Source organism: Leucobacter sp. OLIS6 (assembly GCF_002752355.1).
Classification (GTDB): Bacteria; Actinomycetota; Actinomycetes; order Actinomycetales; family Microbacteriaceae; genus Leucobacter.
The window spans coordinates 292130-309260 of the sequence record NZ_MRAV01000008.1; the positions used below are offsets into that span (position 1 = coordinate 292130).

At 71.6% G+C, this 17131-nt stretch carries 11 protein-coding genes; 7 read left to right on the forward strand and 4 right to left on the reverse strand.

From position 1 onward, the window contains the following. The first annotated feature begins 128 nt into the window (after positions 1-128). The 3 genes from BMH31_RS04645 (at position 129) to BMH31_RS04655 (ending at position 6340) form a co-directional block, all read left to right on the forward strand. Positions 129-773: a pyridoxamine 5'-phosphate oxidase family protein gene (locus BMH31_RS04645; RefSeq protein WP_241898133.1), complete on the forward strand. Its 645-nt coding sequence runs from the start codon at positions 129-131 to the stop codon at positions 771-773. Positions 774-908: 135 nt separating this feature from the next. Next, positions 909-4619, forward strand: a complete 3711-nt coding sequence (locus BMH31_RS04650; RefSeq protein ID WP_099724236.1) for an AAA family ATPase — start codon at positions 909-911, stop codon at positions 4617-4619. A gap of 200 nt (positions 4620-4819) precedes the next feature. Further along, on the forward strand, positions 4820-6340 hold the full coding sequence (locus BMH31_RS04655; protein WP_099724235.1) for an HNH endonuclease signature motif containing protein: 1521 nt from the start codon (positions 4820-4822) through the stop codon (positions 6338-6340). Between the two features lie 197 nt (positions 6341-6537). On the opposite strand, the gene BMH31_RS04660 is transcribed toward BMH31_RS04655, so the two are convergent. Beyond that, the gene (locus tag BMH31_RS04660) at positions 6538-6981 is read right to left on the reverse strand and encodes a rhodanese-like domain-containing protein (protein ID WP_099724234.1); all 444 of its coding nucleotides are present in this window, start codon (positions 6979-6981) and stop codon (positions 6538-6540) included. A gap of 93 nt (positions 6982-7074) precedes the next feature. Here BMH31_RS04660 and BMH31_RS04665 point away from each other — a divergent pair, with 93 nt between their 5' ends. Then, positions 7075-7536 (forward strand): Lrp/AsnC family transcriptional regulator, encoded by a 462-nt coding sequence (locus BMH31_RS04665; RefSeq protein ID WP_099724233.1) that lies wholly within the window; start codon positions 7075-7077, stop codon positions 7534-7536. A gap of 169 nt (positions 7537-7705) precedes the next feature. Here BMH31_RS04665 and BMH31_RS04670 read toward each other — a convergent pair whose 3' ends face one another. The 3 genes from BMH31_RS04670 to BMH31_RS04680 form a co-directional block, all read right to left on the reverse strand. Beyond that, positions 7706-8707 (reverse strand): C-terminal binding protein, encoded by a 1002-nt coding sequence (locus tag BMH31_RS04670; protein WP_099724232.1) that lies wholly within the window; start codon positions 8705-8707, stop codon positions 7706-7708. A 3-nt stretch (positions 8708-8710) separates the two neighbouring features. Further along, positions 8711-10342, reverse strand: a complete 1632-nt coding sequence (locus tag BMH31_RS04675; RefSeq protein ID WP_099769556.1) for a thiamine pyrophosphate-dependent enzyme — start codon at positions 10340-10342, stop codon at positions 8711-8713. 92 nt (positions 10343-10434) lie between these two features. Further along, positions 10435-11790, reverse strand: coding sequence for an MFS transporter (locus BMH31_RS04680; RefSeq protein WP_099724230.1), 1356 nt, complete (start codon positions 11788-11790; stop codon positions 10435-10437). A 205-nt stretch (positions 11791-11995) separates the two neighbouring features. Between BMH31_RS04680 and BMH31_RS04685 the strand changes: the two genes are divergently transcribed. The 3 genes from BMH31_RS04685 to BMH31_RS04695 are packed head-to-tail and all read left to right on the forward strand — an operon-like array spanning position 11996 to position 17121. Beyond that, positions 11996-12919 carry an Lrp/AsnC family transcriptional regulator gene (locus BMH31_RS04685; protein WP_099724229.1) on the forward strand — a complete coding sequence of 308 codons (924 nt, stop codon included), beginning with the start codon at positions 11996-11998 and terminating at the stop codon, positions 12917-12919. 43 nt (positions 12920-12962) lie between these two features. Further along, complete coding sequence (gene ftsY / locus BMH31_RS04690; RefSeq protein WP_099724228.1) at positions 12963-13838, forward strand: signal recognition particle-docking protein FtsY; 876 nt, start codon at positions 12963-12965, stop codon at positions 13836-13838. Between the two features lie 19 nt (positions 13839-13857). Continuing rightward, positions 13858-17121, forward strand: coding sequence for a tetratricopeptide repeat protein (locus BMH31_RS04695; protein WP_099724227.1), 3264 nt, complete (start codon positions 13858-13860; stop codon positions 17119-17121). Positions 17122-17131: the final 10 nt, after the last annotated feature.

Sequence of the window (17131 nt, forward strand, 5' to 3'; positions counted from 1 at the left end):
CGCATCGTGATCCCGTATTGCCAGGATCGGTCCTCTCGAATCGTAGCGAATCGGACTTCTTCGAGGACCGCTTCCGGGGCGATCCTGGAACCGGCGCTCACGCCGAACGACCCCAGGAGGATCCCGGAATGCCCAGTCTCGTCTCGCAACGCATGCCCGAGAAGATGTCGACGGAACGCGCGGCGCTCGACGAGCTGCTCGGCTCGACCGTGCTCGCACACGTCGGCCTCGTCGTCGACGGGCGAGCGGTCGTGTTCCCGACCGGCTTCGCCGTGATCGACGACCGGCTGGTGATCCACGGCTCGACGGGATCCCGCTGGATGCGCGCGATCGCGGAACAGGAGGTCAGCGTCACGGTCACGAAGGTGGACGGCGTGGTCGTCGCGCGCAGCACCTTCGAATCGTCGATGCTCTACCGCAGCGCCATGCTCTTCGGCCGGTTCGAAGCGATCGATCCGGCCGACAAGCCGGCCGTGCTCGACGCGCTCTCCGACCGCTTCATCCCGAACCGCAGCGCCGAGGTGCGGTCGTCGAGCAAGAAAGAGCTCGCGGCGACGGTCGCGCTCGCCCTGCCGATCGACCGTTGGTCGCTGCGCGTCTCGGCCGATTGGCCCGAGGACGAGGAGTCCGACATCGCGGGCGACGCCTGGGCCGGATTCGTGCGGTTCGGCGCACCCAGTGCGATCGCCGAGGCGGCTCCCGATCTGCGCGACGGCATCGAGCCGCCCGCGTCGGTGCACGAGCTGCTCGCGCACCCCGAGCGGATCGTCTAGCTCCTCCCGGAGGTCCGGATCGGCGCGGGATCATGCCGATTCCGCGCCGATCCGGTACCGTTTCCCCAGTGCGTCCGCGCGATCCCGAGGGGTTGCGCGGCGCGGCAGGCGGCGACGAGCGGAAGGACGGGGCGCATGCACCTCAAGAGCCTCACGCTCAAGGGCTTCAAGTCGTTCGCCCAGCCCACCACCTTCCAGTTCGAGCCCGGGGTCACCGCGATCGTCGGCCCCAACGGCTCTGGCAAGTCGAACGTGGTCGACGCCCTCGCCTGGGTCATGGGCGAGCAGGGCGCGAAGTCGCTGCGCGGCGGCAAGATGGAGGACGTCATCTTCGCGGGCACCTCCACCCGCGGGCCGCTCGGCCGCGCCGAGGTGCGGCTCACCATCGACAACTCCGACGGTGCGCTGCCGATCGAATACTCCGAGGTCACGATCAGCCGCACCCTGTTCCGCAACGGTTCGAGCGAGTACGCGATCAACGGCGAGAACTGCCGCCTGCTCGATGTGCAGGAGCTGCTGAGCGATTCCGGTCTCGGCCGCGAGATGCACGTGATCGTCGGCCAGGGGCAGCTCGACGCGGTGCTGCGCGCGACGCCAGAGGACCGCCGCGGCTTCATCGAGGAGGCCGCCGGGATCCTGAAGCACCGCCGTCGCAAGGAGCGCACCCTGCGCAAGCTCGACGCGATGGAGACGAACCTCACTCGCCTGAACGATCTCGCCGGAGAGATCCGCCGTCAGCTGAAGCCGCTGGGCCGGCAGGCCGAGGTGGCCCGCCAGGCGCAGGGCATCGCCGCCGAGGTGCGGGACGCGAAGGCGCGGCTGCTCGCCGACGACGTGTTCCGCCTGCGGAACGAGCTGGAAGCGCTCGCGAAGGACGAATCCGAGCGGCATGCGGAGCGGATCGTGCTGCAGGAGCAGATCGAGCAGAAGCAGCTGCGGATCCAGAAGCTCGAGCAGGACCAGCAGAGCGAGGAGCTCGACGCCGCACGCCGCGTGACGATCGCCCTCGAATCGTCGCAGTCGCGCCTGCGCGGTCTCTACGCGCAGGCGCAGCAGCGGCTGACGTTCCTGGCCACGCAGGCGGAGGATCCCGAGCAGATCGGCAGATTGACGCGCGCGAGCGTGGAGGAGGCCGGCGCCGAGGCAGGCCGCCTCGAATCGCTGATCCCCGAGGCGGAGGCGTCCTGGGAGAACGCGACCGCCGCAACGGCCCGAGCCCAGCGCGGCCTCGACGCGATCGACGAGCACCTCGCGGCTCAGAGCGCGCTCGTCTCGAAGCACGATCTGGAGCTGTCGCAGCTGCGTGGACGCGTCGACGCGGCGCAGCAGAAGCGCAGCGCGGTGGAGCAGGAGCTGCGGCGCCGCGAGCTCGCGGTCGAGCAGGCCGAGGCCCGGGCCGAGGAGGCCGCGCAGCGCTTCGCGGAGTTCGAGGCCGAGTCAGGCGGATCCGAGCCCGCCGAGGGCGGACTCGATGATGCCTATCGCGCCGCGCAGGAGGCCGGGACCGCGGCGGAGCAGCGGCGCGACGAGGCGCGCGAGCGCGTGCACGGCATGGAGCAGGAGCTCGCCGGCCTCGACGCCCGCATCAGCGCGCTCGCGCGATCCCTCGACCAGCGGGACGCGTCGGCCGAACTGCTCGGGCAGCAGCCCGCGGGGATCCTCGGCCGCGTCTCCGACCACGTGCGCGTGCGCGAGGGATCCGAAGCGGCGGTCGGCGCCGCCCTCGGCCTCTTCGCAGACGCCGTGCTCGCCAGCGACGCCGCTGCCGCCCGCGCCGCGGTCTCCGCAGCCCACGAGCGCGACCTCGGACGCCTGCGCGTCGTCGTCGCGGGGGAACTGGACGTGCGCCCCGCACCGGACACCGACGCACCTCGGCCGACCGGGGCGAGTCGCGCGCTCGACGCCGTCGAGTCCGCTCCCGAGGGCGTCATCGCCCTGCTCGCCCGCAGCTACATCGCGCCCGACCTCGTCGCCGCGACGGCCGCGGCCCTCGAACTCGCCGAGCACTGGCCCGCCGAGAGCGCCACCGTCGTCACCGAGTCCGGCGACGTCGCCACCCGGTACACGACCGCGGGCGGATCCGGACTCGCGCCCTCGCGCATCGAGCTGACAGCCGACCGCGACCAGGCCGTCGAACGCCGCACGGCCCTGCAGACCGAGCTCGACTCCGCGAGCGTCGAGCTCGCCGAACTGCGGGACCGGGCTGCCCGCGCCAAGCGCGACGCCGAACTCGCCTATACCGAGCTGCGCGCCGCCGATGCCCGTCTGGCCGAGACCGCGAAGGAGCGCAACCGCCTCTCCACCCGCGCCGAGGCGGGGGCCGCCGAGGCTGAGCGCGCGCGCCAGGCGCTCGCCGCCGTCGCAGGATCCGAGCACGAGGCGGGCGCCGCGGTCGCCGAAGTCGAGAACGCGCTCGAACTCGCCGAGGCGAGACCCCGCCCCATCCTCGACGCGAGTTCGCGCGACGGCGCCTTCGCCGAGGTCGAGCAGGCCCGCAGCGCCGAACTGGAACTGCGGCTCGCCCTCGAGACCGCGCGCGAGCGCGCCCGCGCCGGGCGCGCGCAGGAGCGCATGCTCGCCGAACAGTACGCGGCCGAGCAGCGCGCGGCCGCGGAAGCGGCCCGCCGGTCCGTGCTGCGGGCCCGGCAGGTCGCCCGCGCCGAGCGCGTCGCCGGGGCGCTGCCCGCCGTGATCGACGCCTGCGACCGCTCGCTCGCCGAGGCCAGGCTCGCTCAGCAGGCCGCCGAGCAGGAGCGCGCGCGGCACAGCCAGGAGCTGACACTGCTGCGATCCGAGGAGTCGGAGCTGCGGCAACGACTGCAATCGCTCACCGAGCGGGTGCACGGAGCCGAACTGAAGAGCTACGAACGGAAGCTCCAGCTGTCGTCGCTGCTGGAGCGCTCAGGCACCGAGCTCGGGCTCGTCGAGGACGTGCTGATCGCCGAGTACGGGCCGGACCAGCCGATCCCGGAGCTGCCGGATCCCGCGGGGGCGGGGGCTGCGGGGGGCACCGCAGGCGACCGGGACGACGCGAACGCCGAGGACGATCCTGACGAGGACGTGCCCATGACCGCGCTCGAACGCGAGCTGGAGGCGGAGCTGCGCCAGAAGCGCGAACGCGAGCGTGAGCGGGCGGAGCCCGTGCCCCGCGCGACCGCCGAAGCGGAAGCCCCCGCGGGGCGGCCGTTCGTGCGCGCCGAGCAGGAGCGCCGACTCGCGAAGGCCGAGAAGCAGCTGGCCCAGCTCGGCCGGATCAACCCGCTCGCGCTCGAGGAGTTCGCGGCGCTCGAGCAGCGGCACCGCTTCCTCTCGGAGCAGCTGACCGACCTGGCCAAGACCCGGGCCGACCTGCTGAAGATCATCGAGGAGCTCGACGCGAAGATGCAGGGAATCTTCGCCGACGCCTTCGCCGACACGCAGGCCGCGTTCGCCGAGGTGTTCCCGATCCTGTTCCCCGGCGGATCGGGCGAGGTCGTGCTGAGCAACCCGGAGGAACTCCTGACGACCGGCATCGAGATGACGGTGAAGCCCGCGGGCAAGAAGGTCGAGCGGCTATCGCTGCTCTCGGGCGGGGAGCGTTCGCTCGCGGCCGTCGCGTGGCTGATGGCGATCTTCCAGGCCCGACCGAGCCCGTTCTACATCGTCGACGAGGTCGAGGCGGCGCTCGACGACGCCAACCTGGGCCGGCTGCTGCAGGTGTTCGAGCGTCTGCGCGAGAATTCGCAGCTCATCATCATCACGCACCAGAAGCGGACGATGGAGATCGCTGACGCCCTCTACGGCGTCTCGATGCGGCAGGACGGCATCTCGGCCGTCGTCGGCCAGCGCATCGCCCGCGAGGACTGACCGCGGGGGAGCGGCCTGGGTGGTTTGGCCGGTCTGGCCGGTGCGGCCTGGCCGGTGCGGCCGGTCTGGCCGGTGCGGCCTGGCCTGGCCTGTGCGGCCGGTGAGTTGTCGACTCCTCAACAACGATCTGCACAGAACTCTGGAACAGAAACGGCCGGATCAGGGCCAGAAATGTCGGAGGTCCGCACCAGAGTTGACCCATGAGCATTCCCTTCCCGACGGACAGCGAGCAGCACCGGCTGCTGTCCGAAGTGGTGCGCGAACTGGAAGAGGTCGAGGGCCGGCTGCGTGCCCTCGACGCGCGCAAGGCTGAGCTGCTCGCGGAGGCGGATCGCCTCGCCCGGGCCGAGCAGGAACGGCTGCCCGGCATCGGCGGCGCGGGCGAGATGGCGCACCGCACCGTCGCGGCGGAGGTCGGCTTCGCGCTGGGGATCGCCGACCGGACCGCGGAGCGCCTGATCGAGCACGCGGCCGCCCTCTGCTCACAGTACCCAGCGGCGCACGCGGCGCTCGCCGACGGCCGGATCGCCCTGGCGCACACCTCGGCGATCGTGGAGGCGGGGCACGCGATCGATGCGGAGATTCTCGCGGTCAATCCGAGTGCCAGAGGCGAGTACGCCGCCGCGGTGCTCGCGTATGCGGAGCAGCAGACGCCGAACCGCACACGCCGCCAGGCGAAGGTGCTCGCAGTCCGGTACGCCGAGCGAAGCTTCGAACGGCGGTGCGCACGTGCCCTGGCGGAACGCCGAGTGTGGGTATCCGAGCTCGACGACGGTCTCGCCGAATTGCATGCGGTCCTCAGCGCGCCGATTGCGCACGCCCTGTTCGATCGGCTCACCCGGCAGGCCCGCCATGTGCAGGGGGAAGAGAACCCAGAAGAGCGGCGGCTCCTCGGGCAGATCCGCGCCGACCTGCTGGGCGATCTGCTGCTGAACGGTACACCCGCGAACGAACGCGGCGCCATCGAGCTGGGCGCGGTGAAGGCCCGCGTGCAGGTGACCGTCCCGGTGCTTTCGCTGCTGCCGTCGCGCGCGCAACCCGCCGACCCGCTTCAGGAAGACGCCGCCGCTGGGCACCCGGCATCCGGGAGCGCGAGAGAGCCGGTCGCTGCCGCGGGACTGGTCGGCGCAGCGGTCCTCGCCGGATACGGCCCGATCGACGGCGCCTCTGCGAGGATGCTCGCGGGTCTCTCAGCGGGGCTCGACCGGATCGCCTGCCATCCGCAGACAGGAGCCGTCCTGGGAGTCGATCGATACCGTCCGTCGGCGGAGATGAGGCGCTTCCTGAGTGCGAGGGATCAGCGATGCAGATTTCCCGGGTGCAACATCGTCCCGCATCGAGCGGATCAGGACCACACGATCGACGCGGCCCGCGGCGGACCGACCACGGTGGCGAACCTCTCAGTGCTGTGCCGTCGGCACCACATGATGAAGCATCATGCCGGCATCGGAATGGTGCAGCGGCCGGACGGAGAGATCGAGTGGACGTCACGGCTAGGGCGTCGGCGCAGGGAGCAGGCTCCTGCGCTGCTGGGGCGGGCCGAAGGGGCAGCTCACGGCACTGCGCCAGCATCCCCCGAAGACGCTTCGGGGTCGAGCTCTGCGGAAGGGAATCGTCGCTCGGCGATGCGCCGTGCGACTCAGCCCGACCTCGCTGCGAGCTCGGGTCGAGCCGAAGAACTGCAGCGCTCGGAGCCCGGGGAACCGCGCCGCGCAGCGTGACGGTGCGGTTCGGGGGAGGCGGTCCCGGGCTGTCCCCGGGCGGTCTCGGTTAGTCCCCGACGGCGACGGCCACTCTCCGCGCCTGCCTGCCTGCCTGCCTGCGGGGGCCTGCAGGGGCCTGCGGGGGCCTGCAGGCCCTGGTGGTTCCTCCTGCAGTCAAGCCCCTCGCCCGTCCGGCGTCCGGTGCCTCGTCCTCCTCAGCACGCGCAGGAGACGGAGTCCATCGGCGCGGTGAGCGGGTCTTTGGCACGCACGATCGGGCCGTGATCGTTCTCGACGGGATAGCCTTCGCGGGCCCAATACTCGAAGCCGCCGATCATCTCTCTGACCTGGTAGCCCAGCCGCGCGAATTCGAGGGCGGCGCGGGTTGCGCCGTTGCAGCCGGGGCCCCAGCAGTAGGTCACGATGGGCATGCCGATGGGGAGCTCGGCGGGTGCCCGGTCGGCGATCTCCGCGGTCGGCATGTGCATCGCGCCCGAGATGCGGCCCTGCACCCACGCCGCGGTTCCGCGCGAGTCGATCAGCGCGAACCGTGTGCCCCGTTCCTGGTCGGCGTGCACGTCGGATGCATCGGTTTCGAACGCGAGTTTCTGCGCGAAGTGGGATACGAGGAGTTCGTGCGAAAGCGGGGGAGTCGTCATGTCTGAAACGCTATTCGCGTCGTTCGGTGATCTGAAGACGTGCTTCACGGTGTTCGGTGCGGGTTGCCGGCAATTTCGTGGCAGTATCTGCACATGGCCGCGAATAGTGTATTCGAGCCGGATCAGGTCGATTCGGCGATCCTGAACGTCCTCCAGAGCAACGGCCGTCTGAGCATCGCCGATCTGGCTCGTCGCATCAGTATGAGTCACAGCGCCGCCGCCGAGCGCGTGCGGCGACTCGAGGAGGCCGGGGTGATCAGCGGCTACTGCGCTCAGGTCGATCCCGAGCGGTTGGGGTTCGCGATCCTCGCCTATTTGCGTCTGCGCTACCCCAGCAGCACCTACGAGCCGTTGCATGCCCTGCTCGCCGGGCTCCCGGAGGTCGTCGAGGCGCACCACGTCACCGGAGACGACTGCTTCATCATGAAGGTCGTCGCGACGAACATGAAGCACCTCGAGCAGATCAGCGGGAGGGTCGGAACCCTCGGCAGCGTCACCACGAGCGTCGTGTATTCCTCGCCGCTGCCGCGGCGCCCCCTGCTCCCGCCGTCGTGAGCCCCGGGCCGGGCTGGGCCGAGCGGCCGGCTCGTCCGGCCCGGGTGATCTCTCTGAGCAGCAGTTCAGGCGAGCAGCTCGCACGAGCAGCGCAGAAGAGCCGCTCACACGAGCAGCCCTGACGACCAGCGCAGCCGAGCCACTCAGCCGATGAGCTCAGACGAGCCGCTCAGCCGAGCCGCTCCGCGGGATGGTTGACGGGCGATTCGGGCGCGCCGGTCTCGTGCAGGGCGACTGCGTTCTGCGCTTGGATCCGCACGTATTCGATCTCGGTGCGCGCCGAAAAGTAGGCGATGTGCGGGGTCAGCACGACGTCGTCGCGGCCGAGCATCGGGTGGTCCGCGGTAGGCGGTTCCTGCTCGAGCACGTCGAGCGCGGCGCTCGAGAGGTGTCCGGCATCGAGCGAGGCGGCGAGTGCCGCGTGGTCGACGAGCGCTCCGCGGGAGACGTTGACGAGCACCGCTCCTGCGGGCATCGCCGCGAGGAATTCGGCGTCGACCATCCGCTCGGTCTCGGGGGTGAGGGGTAGGTGCAGCGAGAGCACGTCCGCTGCGCCGCGCACTTCGTCGAGGTCGGCCCGGCGTACACCGAGCCGCTCCAGTTCGGCGCGCACCTCGGGGGTGTCGGGAAGCATGGGGTCGTATCCGACGATCGATCCGAACAGGGGGCCGGCGAGGCGCACGAGCTCTCGGCCGATGCGGCCGAGGCCGATGATGCCGAGCGTCGTCTCGCTGAGGCGCGGCGGCGCTTCGGCGGCGCGATCGTTCCAGCGTTCGGGCGTCGCGGACGCGCGGTAGAAGCCGAGCTGGCGCACGGCCGACAGGAGGATCGCGAGCGCGTGGGTCGCGACCTCTTCGGTCGCGGCGCCGGGCACGTTGGTGACCCAGATGCCGCGTTCGGTCGCTGCGTCGATGTCGACGTAGTCGAAGCCCATCGACATCAGCGAGATGAGCCGCAGCCTAGGCAGCGCGTCGATGACCTCGCGCGAGATCGCGGCGTAGCCGGGCAGCAGCACGGTCGCGTCCCGCGCCTCGGCGATGATCCGCTCGGGGTCGCGCGTGCCGAGCACGCGCACCTCGAAACCGTGCTCTTCGAGGAGCCGGATGCCCGGCGTGGGGTCGGTGTCGTCGACGTCGGTGTAGACGGCGACGGGGCGGGGTGCGTCGGTCATGGCTCACGCCTCCTGGCCGGCCGCGAACGCGGCCTGGTCGATGTGGATCAGCTGGAGTCCGCCGGCGGCGACGGCGGCCGCGACCGCCTCCGACAGTTCGGCGCCGGTCGCGGCGCGGCGGCCGGTGCCGCCGAACGCGGTCGCGACGGCGGCCCAGTCGGGCTGCACGAGGTCGACGGCGACGGGTGCGATGCCAGCGTCGACCTCGTTCTGCTTGATCTCCGCGTAGCCGCCGTTGTCGACGACGATGACGGTCACGTCCTCGCCCTGCTCGACGACGGTGATGAACTCGTTCATGGAGAACATGAGGGCGCCGTCGCCGACGACGACGAAGGAGGGCCGCTGCGGCGACGCGATGCGCGCGCCGAGCGCGGCGGGCAGGCCGTAGCCGAGGGTCGCGTAGGTCGCCATGTAGGGGGTGGAGTTCGGTTCGGCGACGCGCAGGGTGTTCAGCAGGCCCCAGTAGGCGATCTGCGAGGAGTCGGTCGCGACGATCGCGCTCTCGGGCAGGGCCGCCGCGATGCTCCGGGCGAGCGCGGTGTTCTCGGCCGAGAGCTCGGCGGATTCGGTGCGCACCGCGGCGAGGGTCTCGGCGACGCGGGCTTCGGCGCCGGCGGCATCGCGGGGCGTGCCCGAGCCGAGCGCCTCGAGGAGCGCGGTGAGCGCCGCCGAGGCGTCGCCCACGAGGCCGACGTCGGTGCGCTGGTTCTTCTGGATCTGGCTCTCGAGCAGGTCGATGCGGATCACGCTGCCGCGGGCGTTGAGCTTCGGGGCCCAGAGCTCGGCCTCGCCGAGCTTGGAGCCGACGACGAGCAGGACGTCCGCGTCCTGCGCGACGCGCCGGCCTGCGGCGAGTCGCAGGTTGGATCCGGCGGCGAGCGGGTGCGACTCGTCGAGCACGCCCTTGGCGTTGAGCGTGGTCACGACGGGGGAGCCGAAGCGCTCGGCGAGGGCGCGCAGCTCCACGGCGGCGGCGCGGGATCCGCCGCCGGCGAGGATCGCGGGGGACTGGGCCGCGGCGAGCAGTTCGGCGGCGGCGGCCACGGACGCCGCGTCGGGGGCCGCTGGGGCGGCGAACTCGCGGGGGGCGAGCGCCGAGTCGGACAGCTCGGTCTCCTGTTCGAGCACGTCGAGCGGGACCTCGATGTAGACGGGGCGGGGGCGCGTCGTCGCGAAGAGCTCGAAGGCGTCGTGGACGGCCTGCACGGCCTCCTCCGCGGTGCGCACGCGGCGGCCCCACTCGACGATCGCGGAGGCGGCGCCGAGCTGATCCTTGGTCTCGTGCAGCGTGCCGATGTCGGCGAACTCGGCGCCGATCGCGGGGCCGGGCGAGAGCAGGATCATGGGGCGGGATTCGCAGTAGGCGGTGCCCGCCGCCGACAGCGCGTTGAGCAGGCCGGGGCCGCTCGTCGTGATCACGACGCCGGGCTTGCCGGTCTGCAGCGACCAGCCGTCGGCGCCGTAGCCGGCGCCCTGCTCGTGCCGGGTGGTGACGGGGCGGATCCCGAGCGCTCCGAGCGGGCGGTAGAACTCGAGGTTGTGCGTGCCGGGAATGCCGAAGACGGTGTCGATGCCGTAGGCCCGGAGGGCCTCCATGACGACCCAACCGGTCGTGCGCTTGCGGGTGGTTTCCATGCGTTTCCTCGCGTTCGTGGTGGTGCGTTCGGGGAAGGGAGCAGGTTCCGCGCGGCGCGCGGAACCCGCTCGGGGTCAGCCGTCGGTGCGGGTCATCCGTCGGTGCGGATCGCGGTCGTGTCCGTGCGGGCGTTGAAGGATCCGGTGACCGGGGCGATGTCGGAGTGCTGCGGGGCGAAGCGCACGCCGATCCAGGCGACGACGGTCAGCAGGCCGAAGAAGGCGACCACGGACCAGAAGTTGCCGCCGGTGGCGAGGAGCAGCGCCGACGCGATGGCGGGCGACAGGCCGCCCCAGACCGCGGCGCCGATGCCGTACGAGAGTGACATCGAGGTGTAGCGCGACTGCGGGCGGAACATCTGCGCCATGAGCGTCGACAGCGGGGCCCAGGCGCCGCTCAGGGTGACGCGGATCAGGATCACGAAGATCCAGATGAGTGCGACGTTCTTCGACTGGATCGAGAGCACGAGCGGGATGATCACGACGAACGAGGCCAGGATGCCGAAGTACATGACGGCCTTCGGGCCGATCTTGTCGCCGAGGGCGGCGAGGGGCAGCGTGACGAGCATCTCGATGAGCGACGCGATGGTGAGGGCGCCCAGGATGATGGTCGGGTCGAGGCCGATCTCGGGGGTGTCCGCGTAGTTCTGCACGAAGGTCGTGGCGATCACGTAGCCGCCGGACGACATGGCGATGATGCAGAAGCCGAGCAGGATCGGGGACCAGTTGTTCTTCAGTGCGAACAGGAGCGGCGTGGACTGCTCCTTGCCCTCGACCTTCGCCTCGAAGACCGGGGTCTCCTCGACCTTGAAGCGCACCCAGAAGCCGACGGCGATGAGCACGATGCTGAAGAGGAACGGCAGGCGCCAGCCCCAGCTCAGGAGCGCGTCCTGACCGAGGGAGGAGAGCGCCCAGAAGGCGCCGGTCGCCATGAGCGCGCCGAGGGGGTTGCCGACCTGCGTGAAGCCGCCGTAGAAGTTCTTCCACTTGCTGGGCGCGCTCTCGACGGCCATGAGGCTGGCGCCGCCCCACTCGCCGCCGACGGCGAGGCCCTGCGCCATGCGGCACAGGATGAGAAGGATCGGGCCCCAGATGCCGATCTGGGCGTAGCCGGGCAGGACGCCGACCAGAGTGGTCGCGACGCCCATCAGGATGAGGGTGATGGTGAGCGCGGGCTTGCGGCCCAGCTTGTCGCCGACGTGGCCGAAGATGATGCCGCCGAGGGGCCGCATGAAGAAGGCGACGGCGTAGGTGCCGAACGATGCGAGCGTGGCGAGCCCGGGATCGAGGTCCTCGGGGAAGAACACGTGCGGGAAGATGATGGCCGCCGCGGTGGCGTAGACGTAGAAGTCGTACCACTCGATCGAGGTGCCGACGAGGGCGGCGAAGCCGCCCCGCAGCGCACGACGGTGCGTGTTCTCGGGGACTGTGGGGGCTGATGCTGACACGTGCGAGCTCCTTTGCTGGGCAGCGAATTCGGTACGAGCGTAATCGCGATCCGCGGTGCCGCAAGACGGAATTACGCTCTCGGGGACTCGATATTGCTGATCTGTCGGCCTGTTCTGCCATTTCGGTTGAAACCGGTGCGTCAAACACGGCTTCGGCGGTGTTTCTGTCGCCATCGACGGCGAGCGATCTGCCACAATACGGACCATGAACGCGTTCGACGAGGACCTCATCCGCGCCCTGCAGTTCGACGGGCGCGCCCCGTTCTCGGCCCTGGCCAAGCAGCTCGGGGTGCATCGCACGGTCGTCGCGCAGCGGGTGCACGAGCTCCTGGAATCCGACGAGATCCGGATCATCGCGGCGGTGCCCCCGCGAGCCCTCGGGCTGCCGCTGCAGGTGCACCTCATGCTCCGGATCGCCGGACCGACCCAGCCGGTCTTCGAGCAGCTGCTCGAGCACGGCAGCGTGGTGTTCCTCACCGAGACCATCGGCCAGTACCAGGCGGTGGTCGAGATCTGGGCGCCCGATCACGAGGAGGTCGGACGCACGGTGCGCGCGATCCGCTCCATCGACGGGATCGTCGAAGTGCAGTTCGGGCTCTACGACCGCGTGCTGCGCCGCCTGCGCCTCGGTGAGGATCCCGAGCTCGGCGAGATCGTGTTCGACGACTTCGACATCGCCCTGCTCGCGCGACTGCAGGTCGACGGGCGCTCGACGTTTGGTGAGCTGGCGCGGCACACGGGACGATCAGCCTCGGCCTGCCGCGCGCGCGTGCTGCGCCTCCTCGACGCGCAGATGGTGCGCATCGGCGCGGTTCGCGGCCGCCGGGTCGAGACGGGCGCGGTGCTCGCCGGGATCGGGATCGTGCTCGTCGGCGAGCAGGGCGCGCAGGAGGCCGTCGAGGAGATGCTGCTCGACATCCCCACGATCGAGTTCGCGGCGCGCACCACCGGGCGCTACGAGATGGTCGCGACCATCGCGGCGCGCACCATCGCCCAGTGCACCGAGATCATCCGCACGGTGCGCGCACACCCCGGGGTCGTGCTCGCCGACTCGTGGGTGCACGCCGCGCTGTGGTGCGAGCGCTACGAGTGGGGGATCGAGCGCCTGGCCCGCCTGCGCGGGGCCTGAGCGCGGGACGCGCCGGCGGGTCCGCCGCCGATAGACTCGTGCCATGGCAGAGCGCTCCTGGTCCTTCTCGAACGTCTTCCAGAGCATGTTCCGCGGTGCCGAGCAGATCACCGAGGACACCTGGGACGATCTCGAGACCGCACTCATCTCGGCGGACTTCGGTCCCGACATCACCGAGGCGATCCTCGGCGAGCTGCGCGCGCAGGTCGATCGGCACCGGGTCACCGAGGTCAAGGAGCTGCGGCGCATGCTGCGCGAATCGATCGAGGAGCGGCTCGCCGCGTTCGACCCGACGCTCCACCTCTCGGAACGCCCCGCGGTGATCCTCGTGGTCGGCGTCAACGGGGTCGGCAAGACCACCACCATCGGCAAGTTCGCCCGGTACCTCAAGACCTTCGACAAGAAGATCGTCGTCGGCGCGGCAGACACGTTCCGCGCCGCCGCTGTCGAGCAGCTCGCCACTTGGGCCGACCGCGCGGGCGTCGACATCGTGCGTCCGCAGCAGCAGGGGCAGGATCCGGCGTCGGTCGCGTTCCAGACGGTCGAGCGCGCCAAGAACGACGACTTCGACATCGCGATCATCGACACCGCCGGTCGTCTGCAGACCAAGGGCGGTCTGATGGACGAGCTCTCGAAGGTGCGGCGCGTGGTCGAGAAGCAGGCGCCCATCGCCGAGGTGCTGCTGGTGCTGGACGCGACGACCGGGCAGAACGGGCTCGCGCAGGCGGAGGCGTTCATCGAGCACGCCGGGGTGACCGGCCTGGTGCTCACCAAGCTCGACGGTTCCGCGAAGGGCGGCTTCGTCCTATCGGTGCAGCAGAAGACCGGTCTGCCCATCAAGCTCGTCGGACAGGGCGAGGGCATCGGCGACCTCACCGGTTTCACCCCGCACGTGTTCGCCCAGCAGCTCATCGGCTGATCCCGGCCCGGGCGACGGAATGAGCGACGAGGAGCGCGAGCGGCTGGCCGACGACCTGGCCGAGGCCCAAGCCGGCGCGGAGCGCGGGGACCTGGAGCGCACGAAGCGGGCGATCGACGAGCTCCGCATCCTGCTGCCCCGCGTCGTCGCGGTGTTCGGCGCCGCGAGCGAGGCGCACCGTTCGGCGATCTCGTCGCTCGCGACGGGGCTCAACCGCATCGACGAGACCGAGCGTTCGCGCGAGCTGTTCGAAGCGCTCGGCGAACTGGTCAACGACGCGATCCGAGAGGTCGGCGGGGATCCCGAGACGCTCGACGAGGGCGCGTTCGAGGAGTACCTGAGCGCGCACGGGCTCGCAGCGGTGGTCGGCGCGAGCGCGGAGACGGCGAGCCGCGACCTCGACGCGCTCGAGACCCTCGCCGGGCAGGCCGAACGGCGGCTCGGGCCGTCGCACCCGCTCACGCTCTGGATGCTGTCGCTGCGCGCTCAGCAGCGCGCCCGATTCGACGGGGCCGACGGGCTCGAGGCGTTCGACATGCTGATCGCCCGGGCGCTCGCGCACGGCGACGGCTCCCTGCTCCACCTGCGCGCGATCGCCGACAAGGCGACGGCGCTGTCCCGGCTCGACTTCGACGCGGAGTCCGCGCAGCTCTGGCGCCGCGTGCTCGAGGGCCGCCGCATCGAGCTCGGGCTCGAGGATCCCGACACCCTCGACGCCTGGTTCTGGCTGGCCCGGACCCTGGCCTGGTCCGAGGACGCCGTCGAGGCGGCGGACGAGCTCGACCGCCTGGTCCCGGCGATGGAACGGGCGCTGGGGCGCGATGCCGACGACACGCTCGAGGCGATGCGGTTCCGCGTCCGCGTCCTGCGGCGGCTCGCGGACGACGGCGACGACCCGCGGAGCAGTGCGGAGCACCTGCTGGGGCTCCTGCGCGAGATCCTGGGCCGCGAGACCGTGCTCGCCGGGCCGGATGCCGAGACGCCGCTGCGCACCCGCTTCGAGATCATCGAGCTGCTGCGCGAGAACGGCCAGACGGAGGACGCGCTGACCGCCGCGACCGCGGTTCGGGAGGACGCCGTCCGCGCACTCGGCCGCACCTCCGTACTCTCCGTGGAAGCGGGCCTGCGCGAGCAACGCCTGCTGCGGACGCATCTCGACGGAGCCGGTGCCGGAGCCGGAGCCGAGCCCACCGGGAGCACCGAGACAACCGAGCCCACCGCCTCCGGCGAGGCCCGGGACCGCGCGGTGCTGCTGGCCGAGGAACTCTGCGACGCCGCCGAGGACGCCTGCCGGGAAGCGGTGCAGCGCTCCGCCGCGCGCGATGAGCTGCGGATCCGCGGGCGGGCGCTCGCGGAGGCCTGGATCATCCGAGCCGACTGGTTCCCCGAGGGCTCGCAGGAGGCTGCCGACCTCTTCGAGGCGGGCGCCGCGCGCATCGACGCGCTCGGCATCCCGTTCCGAGTCGACGCGATCCGCCTCTACGACCGGCTGGCCGGCCTGCTCATCTCGATCGAGCGGCCGGCGGACGCGCTGCCGCCTGCGGAACGCTCGCTGCGGCTCGAGCAGGACGAGTATGCGCGGCTCGCCGCGGGCGACCCGGATCCCGCGGGGGAGGTCGAGCTCCGGGGCAGCGCCACGCGGATCGCGCAGTCCCTCGAGAACGTGGGGATCGCGTTGCGCCGCATGGGACGCGCGATCGAAGCCGAGCCGCGCCTGCGCAGTGGGATCGCCGAGGCCGTCGCGGCGGGGGCGTCGCCCGGAGCGCTGGACGACCTCCGCACGCTGCACGCGCTCGCCCTGCAGGAGCTCGACCGCTTCGACGAGGCCGCGGCCGAGCTGCGCGAGATCGCCGAACGTAGCGGCGACCCCCGCCGGGCGATCGACCTCGCCGTCGTCTACCTGAACGCGGACCGGCCCCGCGAGGTCGAGACCCTCTTGAACCCCGTGCGCGCCCGCCTGGAGCAGGAGGGGCGGCTCGAGACCCCTACCGGGCTCAGCGTACTGGGCAACCTCGCGCTCGCGGTCTGCCAGCTCGACCGCCACGCCGAGGCGATCGCCCAGTGGGATCGCCTGTACGAGCTGCAGGTCCGCGTGCTCGGCGCTCTGAACCGGGACACGCTCAAGACCCTCAACAACCGCGCCCTCGAAGAACTCCACCTCGGACGGTACGCCGCATCGGCGCACCGATTCGAACGCGTCGTCGAGCAGCGCACCGAGGCGCTCGGTCCGCGCTCGCCCGAGACGCTCGGCGCGCTCGCGAACCTCGCACGCGCGGTCCGTCTCTCGGGCGATCTCGTCCGCGGGAAGCAGCTCTCGGAACACGTCGTCGCCGAGTCGCGCGAGGTGCTGGGCGAAGCCCACCCCGAGACGCTCGGCCGCATCAGAGAGCTGGACCGCGTGCTCGAGGAGATCGGACGTTCGGCGGACGGCCCCGCGGGAGCGGAGGCGCTCGCAGCGGAGCGTCGCGAACTGGCCGAGGGGGTCACGGCCGCGCTCGCCGCGGATGCCGCGGACGCGGATCCCGCCGACGCGCACGCGGTCGGGGTCCGGGTGCTCCGCTACGCGGATCACCTGCGGAGCATGGATCGCGTGGCCGACGCGCTCGTCGAGTACACCCGCGCCCGCGACGGGCTCGCGGGGGATCCCGGGCTCGACTGGCTGGCCGCCGAGCGCGGCATCGCGGATTGCCACCGCCGGATGCAGGCCTACCGCGAGGCGGCCGACAGCTATGCGCGGCTCGTGCCGCAGATCGAACGCCTGCTCCCGCAGGAGCCCTGGGCGCTCGCGGATGCGCTCGACCAGCAGAGCTTCGCGCTCGCGCAGCTGAACCGGGTGGACGAGCTGGTGCCGCCGCAGGAGCGGGCGATCGCGATCGCCGAGCGCCAGGGCGATCGGCCGGAGCAGGAGATCAAGTACCGGACCTGGCTGGGCCGACGGCTCTCTGGGCGCGGGCAGCACGGGCTCGCCCTCGAGGTGTACCGTGCCGCCGCTGCGCGCTCCGAGGCGCTGCTCGGGGAGCGGCACCGGCTCACGCTCGACCTCTTCGACGACGTCGCCGAGGCGCTGATCGCGACCGGGCAGGATCGGGAAGCGCTGCGCGTCTACCGCCGCAATCTGCCGCGCATGATGAAGGAGCTCGGGGCGAACGCGAAGCCGGTGAAGCGGGCCATCGCGAGCCGCGACGCCGCCGCGAAGCGTGCGAGCCGCCCCGTCAGCATCACCATCGGCGTGGTGGCGGCCGCCACGATCATCGTCGTGGCGATCCTCAATCTGCCGCACTGATCCGGGTGCC